The following is a 25,670-nucleotide window of genomic DNA, read 5'->3' as shown; positions in this document are numbered from 1 at the left end:
TTTGTTTGTATCCTTGGATCCAAGATTTCACCACAACCAGGCGGCGGCAAACCGCACCGCCGGGGGGTCCTCAGCCGGCTGTCGGACCGTGCGAGCGCGCAGGCGCCACAGCACCGACCGATTCCCGCTCCACCAGCGGGCATTCGAGCTTGGTGATGGGGTAGCGGCCCCGGCCCGGCGGTGCGGGAGCCTCAAGCTGCTCGATTGCCCATTGCCCCATCGCCATATGAGGCAGGATCGACGTCGTCAAAGGCGGGAACAAATGGCGGGCGATCTCCTCGTCGTCATAGCCGACGACCGAAATATCCCCAGGGATGCGCAGGCCGGCTTCCTTCAGCGCCTCGTAGCAGCCGATCGCGGTGCGGTCGTTCTGGCAGAAGATGGCGGTCGGGCGGTCCTTGAGCGCCAGAAGCTTGACGGTCGCGGCATAGCCGGCGCTCGCCGACCAGTCGCCCTCGACCACCAGTTCCGCATCGAACGGGATGTCGGCCGTCGCCAGCGCCCGGCGGTAGCCCTTGAGCCGGTCCTGCGCCGCCTGCATCCAGGGCTCGCCGGTGATCGTGGCGATGCGGCGGTGCCCATGGCTGATCAGGTGGCGGGTGGAACTCTGCCCGCCGGCGATTTCGCTCGGCACCACGGCGGGGAAGGCGTAGTCGGCGGTATAGCAATTGAGCAGGATGACCGGGATATCGAGGCCGTAAAGATATTCGGGCACGACGATCTCGCGCGTGAAGATCGTCATGTAGATCAGCGCTGAAATGCCCCGCTTAGTGAGTGCCGCAACGGCGCGCGGCTCCATGACGGAATCACCCAAAGTCTGCGCAACCAGCACGACATTGCCGGCATTCCACGAGGCCTGCCGCGCCCCTTCGATGGCGACGACCGCTTCGGGACTGGTTGCCAGTTGATCGACCGCGAAGCCGATCACCCCGTCCAACCCCTCGAACGAGGCGACGGGGCTGCGAAGAGCAGAGAAGGCTGGCGGCGCATAGCCGAGACCCCGCGCCGCCTCGATCACCCGTTCGCGGGTCTGCTGCGAAAGCCTGATGCCCGGCGTGTTGTTGAGCACGAACGAAACCGTCGCCTGCGAGCAGCCGGCGGCCCTGGCGATATCGGTCATTGTGACGCGACCCTTGGGATTCTTGGCCGATGGCTTTCGGCGCCTGGAGACTTCGAGGGCAGGACCGCGCAGGTCCGTCGGTTCGCTCATGGCATTGTGTTCCAAATCCCGGCCTGTCTAATCGGAGGTCGCCCAGAGGTCACTAAAGACGACAAGACGGCCCGGCGCCTCGCGTTTATAAAACGAGCGCTCGATTAATCATTATTATCACTTTTCCAGCCGCATGGGCTTTCAGCGCGAAGAAGGCGACGACGTGGTCCTGAAACGTCGATTTCTCGGGGCGCAGCTCAATTTCAAAGCTCTCAGACGATCTCGTCGATGACAGAACCCTCTCTTTCTCGCACCGCACGGCAGGCAACCACTCCGCCTCCGGCATCAGTTTCCACCGAAAACTAATACTATTTACTAATATCCGTAAGCGTTCTAATGTCAATTTGTCATGCCGGCCCGGCATCGAGCGAGCCGTGACGGGAAGCAAGCGTGCGGTGCGGTAGCGGTGGCTCTCGGGCCGGCAGAGCGGCGCCGCACAACTTCGGAAATGTCAGACAAATCGGACTATTTACGAACAGCCAATGAGTCTCTAGAGTTCAGATCGCGGCTGGAATGGCGCCGTTCTTTTGCTGCCAGCACCCCTTGAGGAGGAGGGCGTCCAAGCCGCTTCGACAAAGTTCAGATCAGCGAAAATGACTGAATCAAACGGGAGGTTGAACATGAAATCTGTTGTACGAAATGCGTCCGTCGCCGCCGCGGCTCTGCTGCTCGGCCTGTCCATCGCTGCAATTGCCCGTGCCCAGGAAAAACCGACGCTGGCCTTCGTCGTCAACGGCGCTTCCGATTTCTGGAAGGCGGCCGAAGCCGGCGTCAAGAAGGCGCAGGCCGAATTGCCCGACTACGATCTGCAGCTCAAATATCCGGAGCAATCGTCGGTCGCCATCCAGCAGCGGCTGATGGACGATCTGGTGACGGCCGGCGTCAAGGCCATCATGGTTTCGGCCGTCGACCCCAAGACCTCGACCGACGGGCTGAACAAGATCGCCTCGGAGACGGCGCTGTTCACCACCGACAGTGACGCACCGCAGACCAAGCGTGTCGCCTATATCGGCTCGTCCAACATCGATGCCGGCAAGCAGGCGGCCGAGATCGCCAAGAAGGCGATGCCCGACGGCGGCAAATGCCTCGGCTTTGTCGGACTGCTCGGCGCCGACAATGCTAAGGAGCGCATCGAGGGCATGAAGGAAGGGCTCGCCGGCACCAAGATCGAGCTGATCGACGTGCGTGGCGACGATATCGACCAGGCCCGCGCCAAGAAGAACGTCGAGGACGCGCTGGTCGCCAGCCCCGACGTGACCTGCATGGTCGGCTTCTATTCCTACAACACGCCGCGCATCTATGAAGCCCTGCGCGACGCCGGTAAGCTCGGCCAGATCACCGTCGTCGGCTTCGACGACGATCCGATCACGCTGGGTGGCGTCAAGGAAGGCACCGTCGCCGCCACCGTCGTGCAGCAACCCTTCGAATGGGCCTATCAGGGCATGAAGCTGATGGCCGCCTATCTCAAGGGCGACAAGTCGGGCGTTCCAGCCGATGGGCTGATCATCGTGCCGACCAAGATCATCGGCAAGGATGACGTCGATGCCTATGCCGCCAATCTGAAGGCGATGTCCGGCAATTAACGCGAAGGCAGTTGCGCCGGCTCGAGGTTCGCTTCGGGCCGGCGGTTCGCATTGACGAACCCGCCAAGGGTCGTCAGTCTGCAGATGTGGCTACGAGCATGATCCCGAACCGAAGGTCCGCGTCAGCGAGAAGTGGGAACCGGTTTTCGCTGGAGATCATGCTTAAACAAGGGCCCACCGGCTGCTGTCAGGCATGATGAACTATTCCGACGCATCAATCGGCGCATCCACGATTGCCCCGTTCCTCAGCCTCGAGGGCGTGCGCAAGACCTATCCCGGCGTGGTCGCGCTGGATGGGTTTTCGATGGAGGTCAGGCCCGGCGAGGTCATCGGCCTCGTCGGCGAAAACGGCGCCGGCAAGTCGACGCTGATGAAGATCCTCGGCGGCGTGACCACTCCCGACACCGGCACGATCACAGTCGACGGCGTCGCCCATGACGGGCTGACCGTCGAAGCCAGCATCGGTTCCGGCATCGCCTTCGTCCACCAGGAACTCAACCTGTTCGAAAATCTGGACGTTGCCGCCAACATCTTCTTCGGGCGCGAGCCGTTGCGCGCCGGTCTGCTCAAGCTTGTCGACCGCGCCAGGCTGCGCGCGCTGGCGGTGCCGCTACTCAAACGCGTGGGCGCCAATTTCTCGACCGATACGCCCGTATCGGCCCTGTCGCTTGCCCAGCAGCAAATGGTCGAAATCGCCAAGGCTCTGTCGATCGAAGCACGGCTGGTGATCCTCGACGAGCCGACATCGAGCCTGCCCCTTGCCGAAACCGACAAATTGCTCGGCGTCATCAAGGCGCTGAAGGCGGAGGGCATCAGCGTCATCTTCATCTCGCACCGTCTGCACGAGGTCGAGCGTGTCGCCGACCGCGTCGTCGTGCTGCGGGACGGCATGCTTGCCGGCACGCTGCCGAAGGGCGCCATCAACCACGACCAGATGGTCAAGCTGATGATCGGCCGCATGCTGAAGGAGAGGGAGAAGGCCGCGGAATCGGCCCGCCCGCCCGGCACCGTCGCCCTGTCGGCCAAGGCCATTCGCACCAATGCCTATCCAGACCGGCCGGTCGACCTCGGCGTCAGGCACGGCGAAATCCTGGGGCTTGCGGGTCTTGTCGGCTCGGGACGCACCGAACTGGCGCGTGTGCTTTTCGGCATTGAGAAGAGCCTTGGCGGTGCGCTGCAGCTTGATGGAAAGGATCTGGTTCTCGGCTCGGCCGCCGACGCTGTGGCCAACGGGATCTTCCTCGTCCCGGAGGACCGCAAGCTGACCGGCATCCTGCTGGACCTGTCGATTGCCCAGAATATTTCGCTCCCCAATCTGCCGGCGCATGCCCGGCGATCGCTGGTCTCTGTCCGTGCCGAAGCTGCCACCGCCGAAAAGCAGAGAAGCAATCTCGGCATCAAGGCGCCTTCGGTGGCGACGCGCACCGGTACGCTGTCCGGCGGCAACCAGCAAAAGGTGGTGTTGGCCAAATGGCTTGCCATGAACCCCAAGGTGATGATCCTCGATGAGCCCACACGCGGCATCGACATCGGCGCAAAGGCCGAAATCTACGGACTGATGCGGGCGTTGGCCGACGCCGGCGTCGGCGTGCTGATGATCTCCAGCGACATGGAGGAGGTGATCGGGGTTTCCGACCGCATCGCCGTCATGCATGAGGGCCAGATCTCAGGCATTCTGGACAAGGAACAGTTCAGCCAGGAAAACGTCCTGCTGCTGGCGGTGGGCAAGCAGCCGAGATAATTTTTGTTTTGGCGCAGGTTCTGGTCGCAAAACCGCGAAACACTTTTGCGGAACCTGCTTAGACAGGCATTGGGGAGAAGACGGTGAGCAAGAAAGATCTCGGCCTGCTGATCCTGATTCTTGTGGTGGGAGCGGTGGTGGCGATCATCAATCCGCGCTTCCTGCTGCCGATCAACCTCGCCAACACGTCGAACCTGATCGGCCTATTCGGTATCCTGGCGATCGGCCAGGCCTTCGTCATCATCACCGGCGGCATCGAATTGTCCGTCGGTTCGGTGGTTGCGCTGCTTGGCGTCCTGTTCATCGATTTCATCGCCACGCGCGGCATGGCATGGCCGGTCGCGCTGCCGCTGATCCTCGTCCTCGGCGGCCTCATCGGGCTGGCGCATGGCTGGCTGATCACGCGGCTCAAATTGCAGCCTTTCGTGGTGACGCTGTGCGGCCTGCTGATCTACCGCGGCGTGGCACGATTCTACACAGCCGACGGCACCGCCGGTTTCGCCTTCGGTCAGAACTTTCCGGAGCTCGAGTTCCTGACCGCGGGCCGATCCTGGGGCGTGCCGAACAGCTTCATCGCGCTGATCGTCATCGCCATCGTCATGTGGGTGGTGCTGCACCGTTCGGTGTTCGGGCGCTATCTCTACGCCATCGGCAAGAACGAGGAGGCGGCGAAATATTCGGGCATCCGCACCGGCCGCGTCGTCATGGCGGCCTATGTCATCTGCGGTGTGCTGACGGCGTTGTCGGCGATCTATTTCGCCATGTACACGCGCTCGATCTCGCCGGCGAGCCACGGCCAGTTCTATGAACTCTACGCCATTGCCGCAGCCGTGCTCGGCGGCTTCTCGCTGCGCGGCGGCGAAGGCTCACTGATCGGCGTCATCCTCGGAACGGTGCTGCTGCAGGAGCTGCAGAATCTCGTAAATTTGCTCGGCATCCCCTCTTCGCTCAACTTCGCGGTGATGGGCGGGGTGATCCTGATCGGCGTGCTTGTCGACCAGCAATGGGGGGTGTTCCGGGAGCGGCGGCTGATGCTGGAGGCAACCCGCAAGGGTGCGGCTGGCGCCCCGGCCGAATAGCCGCTGCTGCGGCTTAAATCAGGCCCGACATGTCGGAGAACGCCATCGCCTTGCGCAGCACCTCGGCGAAGCGCTCGCCGGCTGCCTCGCGCGGGCCGCTATTGTCGATCGATGTGACGCCTGGCCCGTACAACGCCACATTGGCGCTGCGCGCCAGGCGCGCCAGCACCTCGCCGCGTGACTCGCGGCCGCGCAAGGCCAGCCGCTCGGCCAGGATTTCCGGTGTAGCCGTGATCTCGACGACCGCGAGATTGGCGTAACGCTCGCGTAAAGCCGGGATGATGGCGCGCGAGACATTGGCGATGGCGACGCGCCCGTTGGCCACCGACCGGTCGACCTCAGCCGGGATGCCGTAGCGCAAGCCATGCGCCTCCCAGGCAATGGCGAAGGCGCCGTCCGCTTCGGCCTCGACAAAGGCGGCATCGGCCAGCGTGTCGTGATCCTCGCTCGCCGTGTCGCTCGGCCGGGTGATGACCCGGCGCACGAAACTCAGCCGGCTTTCGTCGGCAAACAGGGCGCGGGCATAGCCGATCACGGTGTCCTTGCCGGCGCCGCTCGGTCCGACGACGGCGACGAAGACGCCATCGCGGATCGGAAACGTCGTGACGGACAATTCACGCTCGATCGATGCCGACACCATCATGCGACCCGGCGTCCCTGCCGCCAGACCGTGCGGACAACCGGGACGTGGTCGTCGAGACGCACACGAACCAGATCGGCGCGCCGGCCCTGCTCGATGACGCCGCGATCGGTGAGGCCGACCGCTTCGGCGGGGTTCTTCGAGACCATGGCCACCGCCTGAGGCAGGGAAATGCCGTCGACCACGTCGCCGAGGAAAAAGGCCGACTGGATCAGGCTGAAGGGAATGTAATCGGACGACAATATGTCGAGCAGGCCGTCGCCGGCGAGCGTGCGGGCCGAGACGTTTCCAGAATGCGAGGCGCCGCGCATGACGTTTGGCGCGCCCATCAGCACGCCGAGCCCCGCCTCCTTGGAGGCCCTTGCGGCTTCTTGTGTGGTCGGGAATTCCGCGACGCGGACGCCCTGTTCGATCGCCTCGTCGACATGGCCCGTCGTAGCGTCGTCATGGCTGGCCAGCACGATGCCGCGCTGATGGCAGGCGGCGGCGATGAACGCGCGGTTCGGCCCAGAATTCGTCGCCGACTCCGCCATCCGCTTATCGCAAAATTGCTGGAATTCGCGATCCGTCAGCTTCAGCTTGCGCTGGTAGTAATAGGCATAGGTTTCCAAGTCGACGAACTGGCGCTGTCCCGGCGCATGGTCCATCAGCGACGCCAGCTTGATCCTTTCGTCGCCATCGAAATGGGCGAAGGCGGCGAGGCAATCCGGCGCCGAAACCTCGCAGCGCAGATGGATGAAATGGTCGGCCCGCAGCCGTTCCTGCTGGACGCTGTCCTCGATCGCGTCGGCCAGCTTGCGCATGTCGGCCGAACCCATGTCGGCATCGTCGTCCATGCCGACGCGCAAGGCGTCGAGCACGGTGGTGATGCCGGCGGTCGCCACCTGCGCATCGTGAGCAAGCACCGCGGCGATCGGGTTCCAGCGCACCTTCGGCCGCGGCGCGTAATGGCCTTCCAGGTGGTCGGTATGGAGCTCGACCAGTCCGGGGATGACGAAATCGCCGCGCATGTCCTCACCGGTCCGGCCGGCGCCGGCATCGATCCCGGCGATCAGGCCGTCGCGCAGCACGATCGACCCTTCGACGATCTCGTCGGCAAGCACGATGCGGGCATTGTTGAGAACGGTCTCGGCGGTCATTTCAGGCAGTCCTTGGAGCATCTTGCAGCCAGTCGGAATCAATTGGCGTCGCACAAATGCGGTTAAAATCAAAAAACACTTCAGGCAGTTTTTCTGGCCGGGCGACGCCCGAGCGCATGGTGGGAAAGCACCATGAACGGGGCGCCAGGTTCGGTTTCGACAAACAGCGTCAGCGCGTCCACCGGCACCGGCCGTTGCAGGACCTCCGCAAACAGGCTGTCGATTGCTAGGCGAAGACGAGGGCTTTCCTGTGGCGAGGCCCGGCCCGACAGCGTCATATGGAACCGAAAGGTCTCGAAGACATAGGGGTAACCCCATTGGCACAGGTTTCGGAATTCGTCCGGCTTCAGCGAATCGGGGCTGCGCCGTTCGATCTCCGCCTCGCTCAGCGGCGCGCGAAAGCGGTCGAAGCCGCGAACGACGTCGTCGGCGAAGCGGTTGAGCGGCGGCAGCGGCGCTTCCGGCACCAGCGCGAAGAAGCCGTCGATCTGGCTGACGACAAGACGCGGGATCGTCACCACCGGCGTCGCCTCGGCAAAATCGTCCAGCGCGGCGCGAAGCGAGGCTTCCGTCTCGTTCGGGGCCAGCCGGAAGGGCGCCTTCAGCGTCGCATGAAAGCCGTAGCGGCGCGCCGAAGCGGTGTGGAAGGCGACTTCCGCCGCCGACAGATCGCCCACGGCCTCGACGGGCCTTGTGGCGGCGCCGAACGGGTTGCGGCCGAGCCAATTGGCGGCAATCCGGGCCAGCGGTTCGTCCTGCCGGGGGGTGAAATAGATCGCGTAGCGCATCGAAGTTCCTCGTCAACTCCGCTGCCATAGGCGATTTGCATGACGAAATGACGAAGCTGATGATCGCTCCTGATAACAAAGTTGTTCAGGCGGGTCATTAGCCGGCGATTTTTTCGCCTTGGGCCAGTTCGCCGACCCGGAACAGCCGCGCGGTCAGCTCTTCATCAGCCATTCGTGCTCGGGCGCGTTGTGGAATTTCCACGTCCGCTTCGGCCCGGCCATGACATTGAGATAGTAGAGGTCATAGCCATGGCAGGCGGCGCAAGGGTGATAGCCTTTTGGCACCAGCACGACATCGCCGTCCTCGATCGCCATCGCTTCGTCCAGCGCGCGGGCGCCATTCCTGTCGGCATCGGTGTAGACGCGTTGGAAGGCAAAGCCCTGCGGCGGATTGAGACGATGGTAGTAGGTCTCCTCGAGATAGGATTCGGCCGGCAGATTGTCCTGGTCATGCTTGTGCGGCGGATAGCTCGATGTGTGGCCGCCAGGCGTGATGACCTCGACCACCAGCAATGAGTCTGCCGGCTTGCCCTCCGGCAGGATGTTGGTGATATAGCGCGTGTTGGTGCCCTTGCCGCGAACTTCCTGGCCGAGATCGTCCGGCCGAATGACGCGGACGGGCAGGCCGCCGCCAAGTCCAGGCGCCGAGCAGACGGCGAGTTCGAGATCGGTGTCGGCGGTCACCGACCAGTCGGAGCCTTGCGGCACATAGACAGACCACGGCTTGCCTTCGAAGGGCGACATGCGTTCGCCGAGCAGGCCGAGATCCTTGCCGCCGGAAGTCGCCTTGCCCTTGCCGGTGACGAACACCAGGCAGACTTCACGATCGTCCGTCTGCCCGGAGGCTGTTTCGCCGGGCCGCAGCCGATGCAGATCGAAACCGACATAGGTCCAGCCGGCGTTTTGCGGCGTCACATGGGCGACGCGGCCATGGCCCTTATCGGCTTTGACGAGCAGTTTCGACATCTGGGTTCATTCCTTCGGTTCGGTGTCGGCCGAAGCCTCCGGCTCGGCTTCAGCCGATGCCTTGCCCTTGTCGGCCGGCTTGTAGAGATAGAAGAACTGCCAGACGGCATAGCCGGCGAAGCCGAGCGCGATCGTGCCCCAGAAAGGCACGCCGGTGGCAAACTCGACCCCGGCCCAACCCAGGCAGACCGCGACGATGGCAACGCGGCGCCACAGAGGCCGGAAGAACGGATGCTCGGAATCCTTCATCGAATCGGCCCGTCGTCGCATCGCTCAAGCATTGGGGAAGCCCTGTGTTTCAACCGTGTACCCTGCGGCCGTCATCACACGCATCAACTCCTTGTAGCCGACTTGCGCCATCTTGAGCGGCGGATTCTTCTTCGGATCCTGCTCGGCCTCGACGACGAACCAGCCTTCATAGCCATAGTTCGCCAGCCTTTCCACAATGGCGCCAAAATCCAGCGAGCCATCTCCCGGCACCGTGAAGGCGCCGAGCGCCACGGCATCGAGGAATGATTGTTTCTTGCGGTCGAGTTTCTCGATCACCTCCATGCGCACATCCTTCACATGCACATGGTTGATGCGCTTGTGATGATTGTCGATGGCGCGCAGCACATCGCCGCCGGCAAAAGCCAGGTGGCCGGCATCGAGCAGCAGTGGAATGCCTTCACCCGAGTGGCGCATGAAGGCATCGAGTTCGGGCTCGGTCTCGACCACCGCCGCCATGTGATGGTGATAGGACAGCGGCATGCCCTGCTCGGCGCACCATTCGCCGAACTGCGTGAGGCGCCTTGCATAGGCTTTCATCTCGTCGTCCGAAAGCCTGGGCTTGGTGGCGAGCGGCTTCGAGCGGTCGCTCTGGATGGAGCGGCCGACCTCGCCATAGACGATGCAAGGCGCGTTCACCGCCTTGAACAGATCGATCATCGGCTGGATACGATCCTTGTTGGCAGCCATGTCCTCGTCGACCAGCGTACCGGAGAACCAGCCGCCGCAAAGCGTGACGTCGGCCTCATTCAGGATCGGCAGCATGACTTTGGGATCACTGGGAAAGCGGCGCCCCATTTCCATGCCGGTGAAGCCCGCCGAGCGCGATTGCGCCAAGCATTCCTCCAGCGACACGTCATCGCTGAGTTCCGCAAGATCGTCGTTCCACCATGCAATAGGGGACATGCCCAGTTTGGCTCTCAAGTCGTCACTCCAATTTCAGGTTCGTGCCTACCCTCCCCCTTGTGGGAGGGTCGCTGCTAAGCAGCGGGGTGCGGCGCCGACCCCCACCCGGACCTTCGGTCCGACCTCCCCACAAGGGGAGGGTGGGGCCTGGCAGCGCCGACATTAACCACCAACACTCTGCATTCGTCGCTGTTCTTCATAGGCCTTGCGTGCGGCGTTGACCTGCGGCCGCGAAGAAACTTCCGGCACGGCGACATCCCACCAATGGCCGCCGGCATCGGTCGACACCAGCGGGTCGGTGTCGATGACCAGCACCGTCGTCTTGCTATTCTCTTTCGCCTTTGCCAGCGCCGTTTCCAGCCCGGCGATCGACGAGACTTTCTCGGCGATGGCGCCGAGGCTCGCCGCATGCGCGGCGAAGTCGATATCGGGCATGACCTCGTGGCGTGCGTCTTCCAGCAGATTGTTGAAGTTGGCGCCGCCGGTCGCCATCTGCAGCCGGTTGATGCAGCCATAGCCCCTGTTGTCGAGCAGCACGATGGTCAGCTTGAGGCCGAGCATGACCGATGTCGCGATCTCGGAATTGAGCATCAGATAGGAGCCGTCGCCGATCATGACGACAATCTCTTCATCGGGCTTGGCCATCTTGACGCCGAGCCCGCCTGCGATCTCGTAGCCCATGGTCGAAAAACCGTACTCGGCATGATAGGAGCCGGGTGCGCCCGCCTGCCAGAGCTTGTGCAACTCGCCGGGTAGCCCGCCCGCGGCATGGAGCAGGATGATGCCGGAACCCATGGCGCGCTGCACGGCGCCGATCACCTGCGCATCCGATGGATAGGCGGCATTGGTCGACGCCGTCACCTTACCGGCATCGGCCTGCCATTCCTTCTTGCCTCTGGTTGCATTGTCGGTCCAGCCGGCAGGGGCCTTCCAGCCCTCCAGCGCCGCACGAAGCTCGGAGAGCCCTTCGGTCGCGTCGGCGACCAACGGCAGCGCCCAATGCTTGCCGGCGTCGAAGACTTGCGCGTTAAGGCCGATGATGGTCTTGCCGGAATTCTTGAACAACGCCCAGGAGCCGGTGGTGAAGTCCTGCAGCCTGGTGCCGACGGCAAGCACGACGTCGGCCTCTTCAGCCAGCCGGTTGGCCGCCGAAGTACCGGTGACGCCGACCGCCGCCATGTTGAGCGGATGATCGTCCGGCAGCGAGGATTTGCCGCCCTGCGTCTCGCAGGCCGGAATGCCGGCGCCTTGCACCAGCTTTGCCAATTCGCCGGAAGCCTGAGAATAGAGCACGCCGCCGCCGGCAATCACCAACGGTTTTTTCGCGCCCTTCAGCGCCGCTACCGCGGCGGCCAATTCCTGCCGGTCCGGACGCGGCCGGCGTTGATACCAGACCCGCTCGGCAACGAAGCTCTCGGGGTAATCGTAGGCTTCGGCCTGCACGTCCTGGCAAAGCGCCAGCGTCACCGGTCCGCATTCGGCCGGATCGGTCAACACTTGCATGGCGCGGTTCAGGGCCGGGATGATCTGCTCCGGCCGGGTGATGCGGTCGAAATAGCGCGACACGGGGCGGAAGCAGTCGTTGACCGTCGCGGTGCCGTCGGAAAAATCCTCTGCCTGCTGCAGGACAGGATCGGGGATGCGATTGGCGAAAACGTCGCCGGGGAGAAAAAGAACCGGCAGCCGATTGACATGGGCAAGTGCGGCCGCCGTCACCATGTTGAGCGCGCCGGGGCCGATCGAACTGGTCGCCGCCATGACGCGGCGGCGGAAATTGGCCTTCGCGTAGGCGATCGCCGCATGCGCCATCGCCTGCTCGTTATGGGCGCGGAACGTCGGCAATTCTTCGCGCACCTGATAGAGCGCCTCGCCGATGCCGGCGACATTGCCATGGCCGAAGATCGCCCAGACGCCGCCGAAGATCGGCATTCTCTTGCCGTCGATCTCGGTCATCTGGCAAGCAAGAAAGCGGGTCAGCGCCTGCGCCATCGTCAGGCGGATTGTCTTGGTCATCTCGGTTTCCTCCGAAGTCCTTATGCCGCGCCTTCTTATGCTGCTTTGCGGCCGCGCGCGGCAAGCCATGCCTCGGTCAGCTTCTCGAAGCGAGACGCCATGTCGGCCACTGCCTCCTCGTCCGACATCTTGCCCGCAAGCCATTGTTCGGCCGCGTTGATGAAGATGGTGCGGCCGACCGCGAAGCCCTTGACGATAGGCGCCTTGGCGGTCGCGGCAAAGGCTGCTTCCAATTCGTCCTGCGGCGCTTCCAGGCCGAGCAGCACAATGCCGCGGCACCATGGATCGTGCTTCAGGATCACCGCTTCGATCTTTGCCCAAGCGCCGGCTGAAGCCTGCGGTTCGAGCTTCCACCAGTCGGGCTTGATACCAAGCGCATAGAGTTCCTCCAGTGCGCGCGGGATCGTCGTGTCGTCGAGCTCGCCGTGCTTGCCGGCGATGATCTCGATGAGAAGTTCTCTGCCTACTTTCCGCGCGGCCTCGAACAGGCCCTTGAGCTTCTGCTGCTGCTCGCTCTTCAGCGCCTCCGGGTCGTCGGGGTGATAGAAGCACAGGCATTTGATGCAATGGTCGACCGGCCACTCGATCAATTGCGAGCCGATGTCCTGCGAAAACTCAAACCGAAGCGGGCGAGACCCCGGAAGTTCGACCGGCCGGCCAAGCCAGGCGAAGGAATGACGGGCAAATTCGAACATGGCTTCACGACCGTATTTCTCGTCGAGCAGCATGCCGTAGCCGGCGCGGCCGGCGGCGACCCGTGCCGCCGCCTTGACCGTCAGCACCTTGAAATCATGGATGCGCGACGTGTCGGCGCCGGCTTTCGCGGCGACATCGTCAAGCTGGATACGGTGGTCGCAGGCCAGCGCCATCAGCGAGGGAATATCGCGCCGGCGCGTCGTTGCCCAATGTATGTGGTTGATCGCCTCGTCCTTGCGCAGCGCCAGGTGCCTGCTGCCGTTCTTCAGAAAGAACTGCAGTTCCTCGAAGGTCGGGTATTCCGGCGCGCACAGCAGTCGCGACACGGCAAACGCGCCGCAGGCATTGGCCCAGGTGGCCGCCGTCTCGAGGCTTTCCTCGCCGAGCCAGCCGCGCAGAAAGCCCGACATGAAGGCGTCGCCGGCGCCGAGCACATTGTAGACCTCAATCGGAAAGCCCTTGCCGACGATGCCGTCCTCGAGATCGTCGCTGATCGGTCCGTCATAGACGATGCAGCCCATGGCGCCGCGCTTCAAGACGATGGTGGCCTTGGACAGCGAGCGGATCGTCTTCAGCGCGCTCAGGCAATCGTCGGCGCCGGAAGCGATCATGATCTCTTCTTCGGTGCCGACGATGAGATCGCAATCGGGCAGCACCGTCTTCAGCTGGGCTGAAACCCGATCGGATTTCACGTAGCGTTCGAAGCCTTCGGCATGGCCGGCAAGGCCCCAGAGATTGGGGCGGTAGTCGATGTCGAACACCACCTTGCCGCCCTTCGCCTTGATGGCGCGGATCGCCTTGCGCTGCGCGGCATCGCTGTTGGGTCGCGAAAAATGCGTGCCGGTGACGAGGATGGCGCGCGCCGAAGCGATGAACGTCTCATCAATATCGTCTTCCGAAAGCGCCATGTCGGCGCAGTCGGTGCGATAGAAGATCATCGGCGAGACGCCCTCCTCCTCGACCGACAGCAGCACCAGCGCTGTCAGCCGGTCCGGATCGGCCTTGAGGCCGGCGAGGGAGACGCCCTCGCGTGTCAGCTGCTCGCGGATGAAGCGGCCCATCTGCTCGTCGCCGACGCGGGTGAGCAGCGCCGAGCGCAGGCCGAGCCTGGCCGTGCCGACCGAAATGTTGGCCGGACAGCCGCCGACCGACTTGGCAAAGGAGGTGATGTCCTCCAGGCGCGAGCCGATCTGCTGGCCATAGAGGTCGACGGAGGCGCGGCCAATGGTGATGACGTCGAGCGGCGCATGTTTCGCGTCCACGGCTTCGCCCATTCGAACCTCCCATCGGCCTTGTTGTCTTGGGGTACACGCGCGAGCGGCAGCGTGGCGCCGGGTAATATGAAATAATAATTCCAATCCATAGTCAATATGGAACACGCATTCCTTTGCTGAAAAGTGGCCCTCTATGCCTTGCGCTTGCGGCTGCTGTCGCTCCGCTTTTCGCCAACCGCAACGGTCAGCGCCATGGCCAGCGCCATCGTCGCCGACAGCGAGCGGAAGCCGGCGAAATCGGCCTCGGCGACCTCGAACCAGACCTTGGCGAACTGGGCGAGCGGCGAAAATGAGCTGTCGGTGATCGCCACGATCGGCACGCCTTGTTCCGAGATGACGCGCGCCTCCTCGATGGCTGCCGGCGCATAGGGCGAGAAGCTGATGGCAATGACGGCATCCCTGGGCGAGGCAAAGCCGATCATCTCGGCGTTGAGGCCGGCGGCCGATTCGATCAGCTGGCTGCGGATCTTGAGCTTGCCCAGCGCATAGGCGATGTAGGAGGCGACCGGATAGGAGCGGCGCTTGGCCAGCACATAGATGGTCTCCGCCTTTGCCAGCAAGGCGATCGCATCTTCGAAATGGTCTTCGTTCAACCTGCCTGAAATATCGTTGAGCGAGGTGCTGGCCGCGGCGACGAAGCCGTCGAAGATCGCCCGGTGACCGGCGCCTTCCTCGGCCTTGGCACGCAATGCCGCCAGTCTTTCGTCGTAGGACGAATTGCGCTCGCGCAGGCGCTCGCGAAACACCAGCTGCAGGCTGGTAAAGCCGTCGAAGCCGAGCTGCTGGGCGAAGCGGATCAGGGTCGAAGGCTGGACGCCGGCGGACGCGGCGATGCTTGCGGCGGTGCCGAAGGCAATATCGTCGGGATTGTCGAGCGCATAGGCGGCGATCTGCGCGATACGCTTGGGCAGGCTGTGGCGCCGTTCCAGGATCGTCGTACGCAGCGTCTCGAAATCGCGGGGCACCCGTTCGTCCATCGTCGCTTCGCCCAAGCCCATCAATCGATGCTGTGTGCCCCATCATAGCGAGCCTGTGCAAGAAGGCCATAAAAAATGAGGCACGCGTTCCATTTCTGGATAAAATGGACTAATTCATCCACACAATCTTCCTGACAGCGGAGACAAGGGAAATGGTCGGAGTCGGTCTTATCGGCACAGGCTTCATGGGCAAGTGTCACGCCATCGCCTGGAACGCGGTCGGCACCGTCTTTCCCGAAGTGGCCAAGCCAAGGCTGGTCCATCTCGGCGAGGTCAATGAGGACCTTGCCAAACGCCGTGCCACCGAATTCGGCTTCGCCAGGGCCTCCGGCGACTGGCGCGCCGTCGTCGACGATCCGGACGTCGATATTGTCTCGCTGACCACGCCAAACCAGTTCCACCCGGAAATGGCCATCGCCATCCTCGAGGCCGGCAAGCATCTGTGGTGCGAAAAGCCGATGGCGCCGAGTTTCGCCGAGGCGCAAGCCATGGCGGCGGCCGCCCAGAAGTCCGGCAAGGTGGCCGCTCTCGGCTACAACTACGTCCAGAATCCAGCGATCCGCCATATCGGCGCGCTGCTCGACGAGAAGGTCATCGGCGAGGTCAACCATCTGCGCATCGAGATGGACGAGGATTTCATGGCCGATCCGGAGGCGCTGTTCTTCTGGAAGCACGAGGCGGCGTCCGGTTACGGAGCGCTCGACGATTTCGCCGTGCATCCGCTGTCGCTGGTCGCGGTGCTGTTCGGCCGCGTCGCCCGCGTCATGTGCGACATGACCAAGCCCTATGCCGACCGCAAGGTCTCGACAGGCGGTCGCCGCGCGGTCGAGACCTACGACATCGCCAGCGTGCTGATGCATCTCGAAAACGGCATTGCCGGCACGCTGCTGGTCAACCGTTCGGCCTGGGGACGCAAGGGCCGGATCGCCATCCAGATTTTCGGCTCGAAAGGCTCGATCCTGTACGACCAGGAGCGGATGAACGAATTGCAGCTCTACCTTACATCCGACCGGCCGACCGAACAGGGCTACCGCACCATCCTGGTAGCGCCGCATCACAAACCCTACGACGCCTTCCTACCGGCACCCGGCCATGGCCTCGGCTTCAACGATCTCAAGATCATCGAATGCCGCGAGCTGCTGACCAAACTGGCCGGCAGGCCGGCGCGGATCATCGACTTCGACGAAGGTCTGGAGATCGAGCGCACCGTGCACGCGATGGCGCGCTCGTTCGAGGAGCAGCGCTGGATGGATGTGCGGTAGCGCCAGCGTCGGCTTCCCCTCCCACAAACAAGGGGAGAAGGGGGAAGCCGTCAGGCGGCTCCCGGGCGGCTCTCCATCATCGCGCGCCGCACCGACCGGCGCCGCTCGACAGCGCCGCCAAGGCCGTGCAGCACCGTCTCGGTGGTCGCCCAGTCGATGCAGCCATCGGTGATGCTCTGGCCATAAACGAGCGGCTTGCCTGATACAACGTCCTGGCGGCCGGCGACGAGGTTGCTCTCGATCATGACGCCGATGATGCGCTCGTCGCCTGCCGCGACCTGGCCCGCCACGTCAGCCGCTACCTTTGGCTGGTTCTCCGGCTTCTTGTTGCTGTTGGCGTGGCTGATATCGATCATCAACCGGGGCGCGACCCCGATCCGGGCGAGTTCCGCACTGGCTGCGGCGACGCATGCGGCGTCATAATTGGGCTGAATGCCGCCGCGCAGGATGACGTGGCAGTCCTCATTGCCGGTGGTTGTCGCAATGGCGCTGCGCCCGCCCTTCGTCACCGCCATGAAATGATGTGGCTGGGCGGCGGACTTCACCGCCTCGGCGGCGATCCGCAAATTGCCGTCAGTGCCGTTCTTGAAACCGACCGGGCAGGAGAGACCCGACGCCAGCTCGCGATGGATCTGGCTCTCGGTGGTGCGCGCGCCGATCGCGCCCCACGCGACGAGGTCGGCGATGTATTGCGGGGTCGTCATGTCGAGGAATTCGGTCGCCGCCGGCAGGCCGAGATTGTTGACCGCCGAGAGCACGTTTCGCGCCATCCGCAGTCCCTTATCTATATTGAAGCTGCCGTCGAGGTCGGGATCGTTGATCAGACCCTTCCAGCCGACGGTCGTGCGCGGCTTCTCGAAATACACGCGCATCACGATCTCAAGCCGGTCCGCCAGGCTCTCACGCAACCCCGCCAGACGGCTGGCATAGTCCACGGCGGCGACCGGATCGTGGATCGAACAGGGGCCGACTACGACCACCAGCCGGTCGTCGGCGCCGGTCAGGATGGAATGGATGGCGTTGCGCGAGGTGACAACGGTCCGCGTCGCCGTCAGCGTGCGCGGGATCTCCCGCATCACCTGGTCCGGCGTACTCAGTTCTCGGATTTCCTTCACACGAAGATCATCTGTGGTGGTCAACACGGCTTTCTGCTCCTGATTGGGAGACCTGCCGGCTGAAACAAAAAAGCCGCCAGGTCTGGCGGCTGTTCGGATTTTGATGCTGCAATCTTCAGATCGAGCGCAATCCTCCCGCCGCCAGCGAGCTGCTAAAGTACCAATACGTGGCGGACAGGTTGATCATGACGCTCATATAATCGATGCCGAAGCGCTTGTCACGTGCCTGATGAAAGGAGGTCTACTCCAGCCCATTCGCGATTGGCTGAAACCTCCCGAACTTCGTCATCCTCGGGTCTTCGCCGCGTCGCTACGCTCCTTGCTCCGCCCGTGGATGACGAAGTGATGGGCGTTCCGCTACACTCGCCGACACTACTCCGGCGACGACCCGGCGATGTTCTGGTCGTAGTCGACCAGCGACCCGGTCATGACGCCGGATTGCGGGCTGATCATATAGCTGATCAGCCGGGCAAGCTGGTCCGGCTTCACCAGCTGGCCCATCGGCTGCGCAGCCTCGGCCTTTTCCAGCCAGTCATCAGGCGCGTCGTGCCATTTCTTCTGCACGATCGCCTCGCCTTCGGTGTCCATCCAGCCGGGCAGCACGGCGTTACAGCGAATGCGATTGCCGCGATAGGCATTGGCGACATTCTTGGTCAGCGTCATCAGAGCGCCCTTGCTCGACGAATAGGGCGTCAGGAACGACTGGCCGCAATGCGCCGACATCGACAGCACATTGACGATCGAGCCAGACACTTTTTTCTCCAGCAGATGCGCCACCACGCCCTGCATCAGGAAAAACGGACCGCGCACATTGGTCGCGAAGATCGTGTCGAAAAGCTCTTCGCTCGTCTCGACCAGTGAACCGCGGGCCGAGGTGGCGGCGGCGTTGACCAGCGCGTTGACAGTGCCAAAATGAGCGATCGCCGTGTCGACAGCGCGCATGCAGTCGGCCACTTTGGCGACGTCAGCGCTGATGAAGATGGCATCGACGCCTGACTTCTTGAGGGTGGTGACGGCCTTGTCGCCTTTCTCCTCCGAGCGGCCGATCAGCGCCAGCGCGCGGCAGCCCTCGTCGGCCAGCGCCTCGGCGACGGCGAAGCCGATGCCTTGCGCGCCGCCGGTGACGATGGCGTGTGTTTCGGAATTGCGACCGGCTGAACCGTTCATCTTTCTGCTCCTGTGATTGGTGTTGCTCAGCTGTCGAGGCGGACAGTCTTTCCTTCCTTGGCCGATTTCAGCGCCGCGTCCGCCAGCCTCAGCGCGACGAGCCCATCCTTGCCGCTCGGCGCCGCCTTCTTGCCTGATGTCGCGGCCGCGATGAAGGCGGCGATCTCGTTGGCATAAGCGTCGAGGTAACGGGTCATGAAGAAGTCGTGCAGCGGCGGGCGCGTGTAGCCCTTGTCGTTGGCCAACTCGATCGACACTGGCCGCTGGTTCTCGGCGGCAACCATGCCCTTCGAACCATGCACCTCGATGCGCTGATCATAGCCATAGGTGGCCCGGCGCGAGTTAGAGATGATGCACTGCTTGCCGGAAGCGGTTTCGAGGATGACGCTGACGCTGTCGAAATCGCCGGCCTCGCCGATCTTCTTGTCGACCAGGACCGAGGCATGGGCGCTGACCGCCACCGGCTCCTCGCCGAGCAGGAAGCGCGCCATGTCGAAATCATGGATGGTCATGTCGCGGAAGATGCCGCCCGAGCGGCCGATATAGTCGAGCGGCGGCGGGCCGGGATCGCGCGACGTGATGGTCACCATCTCGACCGTCCCGATGGCGCCGTCGTCGATCGCCTTACGCACGGCGGCGAAATGCGGATCGAAACGGCGATTGAAGCCGACCATCAAAGTGGCGCCGGCCTTGTCGACCACCGCCAGACATTCTTCCACCCTGCCGGCGTCCAGGTCGATCGGCTTCTCGCAGAAGATCGCCTTGCCGGCTCTGGCGAACCGCTCGATCAGATCGGCATGGGTGTCGGTCGGCGTGCAGATGATGACCGCGTCGATATCCCCGGCTTTTTCGATGGCCTCGATGGTGCGCACGTCGGCACCATAGGCCGATGCCAGTTCGATCGCCGCCTTCTCGAAGGCGTCCGCCACGGCGATCAATTTGGCCTGCGGATTGGAGCCGACGGCACGGGCATGGACTTTGCCGATGCGGCCGGCACCGAGGAGGGCGAAGCGAAGAGGCATGGGAGTTTCCTTTGAGGACTGTTCGAAATGGAAGTCTCTGCGCGCCTTGCCTGTCAGGCAGAGAGGCACGGGGATTGTTTTATCGTGCCAGAGCGGCAACGGACCAATAATCCGCTGACCGGCATCCGTCCCTAGGCCGCAAGTTCCGCCTCCCCGGTCTTGGAGCCAGTGATGTAGGAGACGATGTCGTTGCCGTCGGTGTCGTGCTTGCGCAGATTGGCGACGATGCGGCCGCGCCGGAACACGACGATGCGGTCGCAAAGGTCGAACACCTGGCGCATATTGTGGCTGATCAGGATCAGCGGCTCGCCATTGGCCTTGAGCGTGCGGATGATGTTTTCGACCTGCGCCGTCTCCTGCACGCCGAGCGCTGCCGTCGGCTCGTCCATGATGATCAGCTTGGAGGCGAAGGTCGCGGTCCTGGCGATCGCCACGCATTGGCGCTGGCCGCCGGACATATGGCGGATGGTGTTGTTGAGGTTGGGGATCTTCACCGCGGTGCGGACCAGCGCCGCCTCGGTCGCCTTGCGCATGAACTTGCGATCGAGGATCGAGAAGGGGCCGAGATTGAAAAGCACCTTCTCGCGGCCGAGAAACAGGTTCGACGGCACGTCGAGATCGTCGGCAAGCGCCAGGTTCTGGAACACGGTTTCGATGCCGGCCTCGCGCGCCGCGATCGGGCCGGCGAAGTTCACTTCCTGGCCGTCGAACCAGACCTTGCCGCTGGTGCGCTGCTCGACGGCCGTGATCTGACGCACGAAGGTGGATTTGCCGGCGCCGTTGTCGCCCATGATGGCGACATGCTCGCCCTTGCGCAGTTCGAAATTCGCGCCTTCGAGCGCATGCACGCCTCCATAGTATTTGGTCAGGTTCTCGGTCTTCAGGACGATGTCTGACATGATCAAGCCCTCATTGCCCGCAGGCGTTGGCGCCACTGGTCGAGAACGACTGCGCCGATGATGATCACGCCCTTGACCATCTCCTGGTAGTAGGCATCGAGGCGCAGGAAGGTGAAGCCGGAGATGATGACGCCAAAGATCAGCGCACCGATCACCGTCCCGATGATCGAGCCGCGGCCGCCAGATAGCGAGACGCCGCCGATGACCGCCATGGCGATCGCGTCCAGTTCGTACATCACGCCCATGCCCGCCTGAGCGGTGAGGTTCTTGGAACTCAGCACCACGGCGGCAAGCGAGGCGAGGATGCCGGCAATGACGAAGACGAGGATCTTGTGGTTCTGGACATTGATGCCGGACATGCGCGCGGCGTCTTCATTGGAGCCGATGGCATAACAGTGCTTCCCATATCTGGTGTATGTCATGATCAGCTGGAACAGAATTGCCAGCGATATGAAGATAATGACAGGCATCAGTCCCTTGCCGATCGCCGCGAAGCTCTCGGTGGGAAACGAGATCGGCTGCCCCTTGGACCACCATTTGGCGACGCCGCGCGCGGTGACCATCATGCCGAGCGTGGCGATGAACGGTGGAATGCGCGTATAGGCGACCAGCGAGCCGTTGATCAGGCCCGCCAGCAGGCCGCAGCCGATCGCGACGAGCACCGGCACGATCACCGGCAGGTCGGTCCAGCCCTGTTCGATGAACATCGCCTTGGGGTTAGGGTTGCCGTTGACCGTCGCCACCTGGGCGAAGCTCATGGCGATCATCGCCGTAGCGCCGACGATCGAACCCGAGGAAAGGTCGATGCCGCCGGAAATGATCACTTGCGTCACGCCGATGGCGATGATGCCGACAATCGACACCTGCAGGATGATGATTTGCAGACGCGCCTCGTTGAAGATCGTATCGACATTGGCGCGGGTGTTGAACAGGAAGCTGTCACCGAGAAAGACCCGGCCTATCAGCTCGAAAGCGCCGACGAGGATGATGAGCGCCAGGAAAACGTTGAATTCGGCAGGCCATGTGCGTTTCTTCGCATCATAGCTTAGTCCGCCGACGCCATGGGTTGTCTGTGACAAATCTTGTTTCCTCCGTCAGCAGTCGCTTCCCGTCGCCTGTCTTCGGCGATGAGAGAAAGAGGAGCGGCGTTGTCCTTTTGTTTTGAGCACCGGGCCATTTTTTGCGGACCGATGCTCTTGTTTCGACCATCGGATCCGCAAAATGGCCCGATGCTCCGACGCGCCGCTCCCTATCGAAAACCGTCCTCGGCCTCAGTTCTTTTTCAGGAACTTGTCGATGTTTGCCGGCGTGACCAGCTGGAAGGGAATGTAGACCTTCTGTTCGACAGTCTCGCCCTTGGAAAGCTTGAGCGCGGCGTCCAGGGCACCTGCGCCCTGGCCGGCCGCATCCTGGAACACGGTCGCGTCGAGGTCGCCCGCCTGCATTGCGGCAAGCGCGTCCTGGGTGGCGTCCACGCCGCCGACGACAACCGACTTCATGTCGATGTTGGCGGCCTTCATCGCCTGGATGGCGCCGATGGCGCTTTCGTCATTGTTGGCGATCACGCCATCGAACGGTGTGCCGGTCGACAGCCAGTTGGTCATCAGATTCTGCGCTTCCTCGCGCTTCCAGTTCGACGTCTGCTTGTCGATGATCTTGATGAAGCTGCATTCCGGGGTGGCGATGACATCGTCGATGTCCTTGGTGCGCTGCACCGCGGCCTGGTTCGACAGCTCGCCCATGATCACGTAGACATTGGCCTCGGTCTTGCCGGCCTCCTTGAACAGGCGGCAGACCTCCTGGGTCTCGAGAGTGCCGGATTCGACCTCGTTGGAGGCGACGAAGGCCTGGTTGTCCGGCAGCGTGTCGACGTTGACCGGCTCGCGGTTGACATAGACGAGCGGAACCTTGGCCGCAGCGGCGGCATCCGACATTGCCTGGGTGGCCGAGGTGTCGACCGGATTGACGATGATCGCGTCGACGCCCGAGGCGACGAAGTTCTTGATCTGGTCGAGCTGCTTGGCGACGTCGTTCTGCGCGTCCTCGACCTGCAACTCCACGCCTTCCATGCCCTTGGCCTGCTCGATCATGCCGTTGCGCAGCACGGTCAGGAAATTGTCATCGAACAGCGCCATCGACACGCCGATCTTGGCGGCGAGGGCGGACGAACTCATCAGCGCCGAAAACACGACGCCCAAAAGCAGTTTCTTCATTTTATTTCTCCTCCACAGAATTGGTGTCCGGCTGCACCGATCTACCCGGAATCCCCGATCTCCCAGGGAATCTCTCCCGATTGCCGTCTCGTTCCCTGATGGCGATTTCCGCGTCGACTGGAACGCCAAGTCCTCCGCTTGAAACAGATGTTCCGGAACGAAAGAACCAAAATACCTAGTTAGTGAAATATTTATTCCATTCTGCGTGCGGGCGTCAAGGAGATTCCGAAAGCGGATGCGGGATTTTCGGATAACGCGGCTGAGGGCCGGCAAAACTTCTGCAAGAATCCATCAGGCTGATAGTTCACATCATTGCCGACGCGTTCGTGATGCCCGATCTGAACCTGGATGCCTTGTCTGAGCCCAGATGTTTTACCCGAACCTAGATGTTCTCAGGCAGATAGATATCGAATGGCAGGAAGGTTTGGCCCGGCGCATTGGCAGCGCCTGCCTCGATGGCATGTGCCATCAGGTCGACAAGCTCGCGGCAAAGTGCTGCCAGCGGCGTCGAGATCACCATGGTCAGGATGTTGTCGGCGAGCGCCGCGCGCGATTCGGCGTTGATCTCGTTGCAGACGACCACCGGCATATTTACCGGCCTCGCGGTCCTGAGCGCCGAGACCGCGCCTTCCATGCCGCCGCCGGCGACGTAACAGCCGGCAAGCTCCGGGTACCGCGCCAGAAGAGCGATCATCGCATCATGGGTCACCTTGTTGGCTTCCAGGTTGACCAGCGTCTCCAACACCGTGAATTCCGGCGCATGTTCGCGGAAGAATGATCTGAAGCCGATCTCGCGCAGCTCATGGCCATGGAAGCGATGGCTGCCGACAAAAAGGGCGACCTTGCCGGGCTTTCTCGCCGCCCTCGCGATCATCCAGGCCGCGGTGCGGCCGACCTTGCGGTTGTCGAGGCCGACATAGCCCTCCCGGATACCGGCGGCAAAGTCGGACAACAGGGAGAAGACGGGTTGCCCCCTTGCCTTCAGGGTCTCGACGGCTGCCGTCAGCGTCGGATGGTCCGGGCCGACAAGGGCGACAGCCCTGGATTTCGCCGCCAGCTTGCGCATCTGCGCGGCGATCTCGTCGGGGGCCAGCGAACCGGCGAAATCGATCGTTGCAACGCCGCGGAAGCGCTGCGATTGCGAAACCGCCAGTTCGAGCTCCCGCGCGAAATCGCTGTAGAAAACATCATTGCCCCTCAGTAGCAGAAAGCCGAGCCGGTATTCCGGGAGTTCCTGGCGCATCCGCTGCTTGATCAGCCCGGCGGCGTGGTAGCCGATGCTGGTGGCGGCCTCGTAGACGCGGCGCGCGGTTTCCTCGCGCACCGGCAGGCGGTTGTTCAGCACCCGGTCGACGGTGGCGACGCTAACCCCGGAGATGCGCGCCAGATCGGTGATGGTCGGCCGTTTTGCCATGAGATTCCCTGCCTGATTGCCAGCTTACCCCTACACCATTCTGATGGGAAATGATAGAAACTATCTTTGTGATATTGAGCCTATCATGGCTTGGCGCTACTTTATGAGACAAGCACCTGTGGCAGGGGCACCCGTCCTGACGGACGTTGTGCCCACGGAGGCAGCCTCTATGGAAGCGACACGATCCGCAGCGCCGTCCCGGCGTGACTACAGCCTGCTCGGCCGCGACGCGAAGCGCGCCGTCGAGACCGGGCTGGCGGCGGCCGAGTGGTATCATACCGACATGCCGCGCAAGCAGATGAAAGAGCTGATGCAACGCTCCGACGGGCCGGCGATCCGCGATACGATCATCTGGTTCGGCGCCCTGATCCTGAGCGGCGCGGGCGGCGCCTGGTTCTGGGGCACGTGGTGGTGCGTGCCGTTCTTCTTCGTCTATGGCGTCCTCTACGGATCCTCGACGGATTCACGCTGGCACGAATGCGGTCACGGCACCGCGTTCAGGACGCAGTGGATGAATGATGTTGTCTACCAGATCGCCTGCTTCATGATCATGCGCAATCCGGTGACCTGGCGCTGGAGCCACACGCGGCACCACACCGATACGATCATCGTCGGCCGCGATCCGGAGATCGCGGTGATGCGCCCGCCGGATCTGTTGCGCGTCGTGCTCAATTTCTTCGGCATTGTTGATGCCTGGCATGCCATGACCGACATGGTGCGCAATGCGGCCGGCATCATCAGCCCGGCGGAAAAGACCTTCATTCCCGCGCAGGAGCAGCCGAAGGCGATCCGTATCGCCCGTATCTGGACCGCGATATATGCCGCGACCATCGCGCTGGCGCTTACTATGGGCTCGTTCCTGCCCTTGATGCTGGTCGGGCTGCCGAGGCTCTACGGCGCCTGGCATCATGTCATGACCGGCCTGCTGCAGCATGGCGGCCTCGCAGAAAATGTCATCGACCATCGCCTCAACAGCCGCACCGTCTACATGAACCCGGTCAGCCGCTTCATCTACTGGAACATGAACTACCATGTGGAGCACCATATGTTCCCGATGGTGCCCTATCACGCGCTGCCGAGGCTGCATGAGCTGATCAAGCGCGACTTGCCGGCGCCGACGCCGTCGATCCTGGCCGGCTATCGCGAGATGGTGCCCGCTTTCCTGCGCCAGCTGCGCAATGAAGACTATTTCCTTAAGCGCGCGTTGCCGCCGACCGCGAAGCCCTATCGTGAAGAGCTCCACAACGATAACCATGCTGTCGCGGCGGCAGCGGAGTGATATGCGCCCATGCCGGGCAA

General features: G+C 63.0%; 22 protein-coding genes. 5 read left to right on the top strand and 17 right to left on the bottom strand.

From position 1 onward, the window contains the following. Window positions 1-70 precede the first annotated feature (70 nt). A complete protein-coding gene (locus tag AC0NID_RS04540) occupies window positions 71-1,210 on the bottom strand; it encodes a LacI family DNA-binding transcriptional regulator (protein WP_473451218.1) in 1,140 nt (379 codons plus the stop codon). A 620-nt stretch (window positions 1,211-1,830) separates the two neighbouring features. Between AC0NID_RS04540 and AC0NID_RS04535 the strand changes: the two genes are divergently transcribed. The 3 genes from AC0NID_RS04535 (at window position 1,831) to AC0NID_RS04525 (ending at window position 5,613) form a co-directional block, all read left to right on the top strand. Further along, window positions 1,831-2,793 carry a sugar-binding protein gene (locus AC0NID_RS04535; RefSeq protein ID WP_473451216.1) on the top strand — a complete coding sequence of 321 codons (963 nt, stop codon included), beginning with the start codon at window positions 1,831-1,833 and terminating at the stop codon, window positions 2,791-2,793. 196 nt (window positions 2,794-2,989) lie between these two features. Then, window positions 2,990-4,534: a sugar ABC transporter ATP-binding protein gene (locus AC0NID_RS04530; protein WP_473522223.1), complete on the top strand. Its 1,545-nt coding sequence runs from the start codon at window positions 2,990-2,992 to the stop codon at window positions 4,532-4,534. Between the two features lie 83 nt (window positions 4,535-4,617). Further along, a complete protein-coding gene (locus tag AC0NID_RS04525) occupies window positions 4,618-5,613 on the top strand; it encodes an ABC transporter permease (RefSeq protein WP_473451214.1) in 996 nt (331 codons plus the stop codon). Window positions 5,614-5,626: 13 nt separating this feature from the next. On the opposite strand, the gene phnN is transcribed toward AC0NID_RS04525, so the two are convergent. From phnN to AC0NID_RS04480, 9 genes are all read right to left on the bottom strand, one after another. After that, window positions 5,627-6,256, bottom strand: a complete 630-nt coding sequence (gene phnN / locus AC0NID_RS04520; protein WP_473451212.1) for a phosphonate metabolism protein/1,5-bisphosphokinase (PRPP-forming) PhnN — start codon at window positions 6,254-6,256, stop codon at window positions 5,627-5,629. Continuing rightward, a complete protein-coding gene (locus AC0NID_RS04515) occupies window positions 6,253-7,392 on the bottom strand; it encodes an alpha-D-ribose 1-methylphosphonate 5-triphosphate diphosphatase (RefSeq protein WP_473451210.1) in 1,140 nt (379 codons plus the stop codon). Before AC0NID_RS04515 ends, phnN begins: the two co-directional genes overlap by 4 nt. Before the next feature lie 80 nt (window positions 7,393-7,472). Then, entirely contained in the window at window positions 7,473-8,180 is a 708-nt protein-coding gene (locus tag AC0NID_RS04510) for a DUF1045 domain-containing protein (protein ID WP_473451208.1), read from the bottom strand. 153 nt (window positions 8,181-8,333) lie between these two features. Continuing rightward, window positions 8,334-9,146 carry a 5-deoxy-glucuronate isomerase gene (gene iolB, locus AC0NID_RS04505; RefSeq protein ID WP_473451206.1) on the bottom strand — a complete coding sequence of 271 codons (813 nt, stop codon included), beginning with the start codon at window positions 9,144-9,146 and terminating at the stop codon, window positions 8,334-8,336. Window positions 9,147-9,152: 6 nt separating this feature from the next. Beyond that, complete coding sequence (locus tag AC0NID_RS04500; protein ID WP_473451204.1) at window positions 9,153-9,395, bottom strand: DUF3329 domain-containing protein; 243 nt, start codon at window positions 9,393-9,395, stop codon at window positions 9,153-9,155. Between the two features lie 24 nt (window positions 9,396-9,419). After that, the gene (gene iolE / locus AC0NID_RS04495; RefSeq protein ID WP_473451202.1) at window positions 9,420-10,337 is read right to left on the bottom strand and encodes a myo-inosose-2 dehydratase; all 918 of its coding nucleotides are present in this window, start codon (window positions 10,335-10,337) and stop codon (window positions 9,420-9,422) included. 144 nt (window positions 10,338-10,481) lie between these two features. Next, on the bottom strand, window positions 10,482-12,332 hold the full coding sequence (gene iolD / locus AC0NID_RS04490; RefSeq protein WP_473451200.1) for a 3D-(3,5/4)-trihydroxycyclohexane-1,2-dione acylhydrolase (decyclizing): 1,851 nt from the start codon (window positions 12,330-12,332) through the stop codon (window positions 10,482-10,484). Window positions 12,333-12,367: 35 nt separating this feature from the next. Next, on the bottom strand, window positions 12,368-14,302 hold the full coding sequence (locus tag AC0NID_RS04485; RefSeq protein ID WP_473451198.1) for a bifunctional 5-dehydro-2-deoxygluconokinase/5-dehydro-2-deoxyphosphogluconate aldolase: 1,935 nt from the start codon (window positions 14,300-14,302) through the stop codon (window positions 12,368-12,370). A 131-nt stretch (window positions 14,303-14,433) separates the two neighbouring features. Next, window positions 14,434-15,279, bottom strand: a complete 846-nt coding sequence (locus AC0NID_RS04480) for a MurR/RpiR family transcriptional regulator (protein WP_473451513.1) — start codon at window positions 15,277-15,279, stop codon at window positions 14,434-14,436. Between the two features lie 152 nt (window positions 15,280-15,431). Between AC0NID_RS04480 and AC0NID_RS04475 the strand changes: the two genes are divergently transcribed. Next, window positions 15,432-16,541, top strand: a complete 1,110-nt coding sequence (locus AC0NID_RS04475) for a Gfo/Idh/MocA family protein (RefSeq protein ID WP_473451196.1) — start codon at window positions 15,432-15,434, stop codon at window positions 16,539-16,541. 50 nt (window positions 16,542-16,591) lie between these two features. Here AC0NID_RS04475 and AC0NID_RS04470 read toward each other — a convergent pair whose 3' ends face one another. The 7 genes from AC0NID_RS04470 to AC0NID_RS04440 all read right to left on the bottom strand — a co-directional run bounded on the left by AC0NID_RS04470 (window position 16,592) and on the right by AC0NID_RS04440 (window position 24,371). Then, the gene (locus AC0NID_RS04470) at window positions 16,592-17,683 is read right to left on the bottom strand and encodes a 3-deoxy-7-phosphoheptulonate synthase (protein ID WP_473451194.1); all 1,092 of its coding nucleotides are present in this window, start codon (window positions 17,681-17,683) and stop codon (window positions 16,592-16,594) included. 345 nt (window positions 17,684-18,028) lie between these two features. Next, a complete protein-coding gene (locus AC0NID_RS04465; protein WP_473451192.1) occupies window positions 18,029-18,823 on the bottom strand; it encodes an SDR family oxidoreductase in 795 nt (264 codons plus the stop codon). Between the two features lie 26 nt (window positions 18,824-18,849). Further along, window positions 18,850-19,845 carry an inositol 2-dehydrogenase gene (gene iolG, locus AC0NID_RS04460; RefSeq protein ID WP_473451190.1) on the bottom strand — a complete coding sequence of 332 codons (996 nt, stop codon included), beginning with the start codon at window positions 19,843-19,845 and terminating at the stop codon, window positions 18,850-18,852. Between the two features lie 131 nt (window positions 19,846-19,976). Next, window positions 19,977-20,744, bottom strand: coding sequence for an ATP-binding cassette domain-containing protein (locus AC0NID_RS04455; protein ID WP_473451188.1), 768 nt, complete (start codon window positions 20,742-20,744; stop codon window positions 19,977-19,979). 2 nt (window positions 20,745-20,746) lie between these two features. Continuing rightward, window positions 20,747-21,823, bottom strand: a complete 1,077-nt coding sequence (locus tag AC0NID_RS04450) for an ABC transporter permease (protein WP_145720543.1) — start codon at window positions 21,821-21,823, stop codon at window positions 20,747-20,749. A 192-nt stretch (window positions 21,824-22,015) separates the two neighbouring features. Then, window positions 22,016-22,957, bottom strand: a complete 942-nt coding sequence (locus AC0NID_RS04445) for a sugar ABC transporter substrate-binding protein (RefSeq protein ID WP_473451186.1) — start codon at window positions 22,955-22,957, stop codon at window positions 22,016-22,018. Window positions 22,958-23,339: 382 nt separating this feature from the next. Further along, window positions 23,340-24,371 (bottom strand): LacI family DNA-binding transcriptional regulator, encoded by a 1,032-nt coding sequence (locus AC0NID_RS04440; RefSeq protein WP_473451185.1) that lies wholly within the window; start codon window positions 24,369-24,371, stop codon window positions 23,340-23,342. A 169-nt stretch (window positions 24,372-24,540) separates the two neighbouring features. Here AC0NID_RS04440 and AC0NID_RS04435 point away from each other — a divergent pair, with 169 nt between their 5' ends. After that, entirely contained in the window at window positions 24,541-25,650 is a 1,110-nt protein-coding gene (locus AC0NID_RS04435; protein WP_473451183.1) for a fatty acid desaturase family protein, read from the top strand. Window positions 25,651-25,670: the final 20 nt, after the last annotated feature.

The organism is Mesorhizobium sp. WSM4821 (assembly GCF_055901555.1).
This window is presented reverse-complemented; position numbering and strand designations above follow the sequence as displayed.